Annotated in this window: 1 pseudogene; it reads right to left on the bottom strand. The window is 68.7% G+C overall.

From position 1 onward, the window contains the following. Positions 1-319, bottom strand: a pseudogene (locus Q7A36_RS41235) (IS1634 family transposase); the annotation flags it as partial.

Raw genomic sequence — 319 nt, 5'->3', positions numbered from 1 at the left:
GGCCGCGGATGGCCGCGTCGGAGGAGTGGTAGATCGGGCGTGTGCGGAGCACGCCTTTGGTTTTGCGGAACAGGGTCTCGACGGCCAGGAGCTCGCGGTATCTCAGCATCGCCTGCAATGGCGTGACGCGGGCGTTGGTGCGCAGCACGAAGATGCCGTCGTACCTGGCCTCCTCGGCCAGCTTGCCGGCGTCGATCTCGAAGGCTGGCCCGGGCCTGGCCTTGCCGCCTTTCGCGCTTGGTGCGGCAACGCGGCGCAGATAGCGGCGGAAGGCGGAGTTACCGATCAGCGCCTTGTCGCCGCGCTGCAGCTGCTGCTC

The organism is Paracraurococcus lichenis (assembly GCF_030657435.1).
GTDB lineage: Bacteria > Pseudomonadota > Alphaproteobacteria > Acetobacterales > Acetobacteraceae > Paracraurococcus > Paracraurococcus lichenis.
This window is presented reverse-complemented; position numbering and strand designations above follow the sequence as displayed.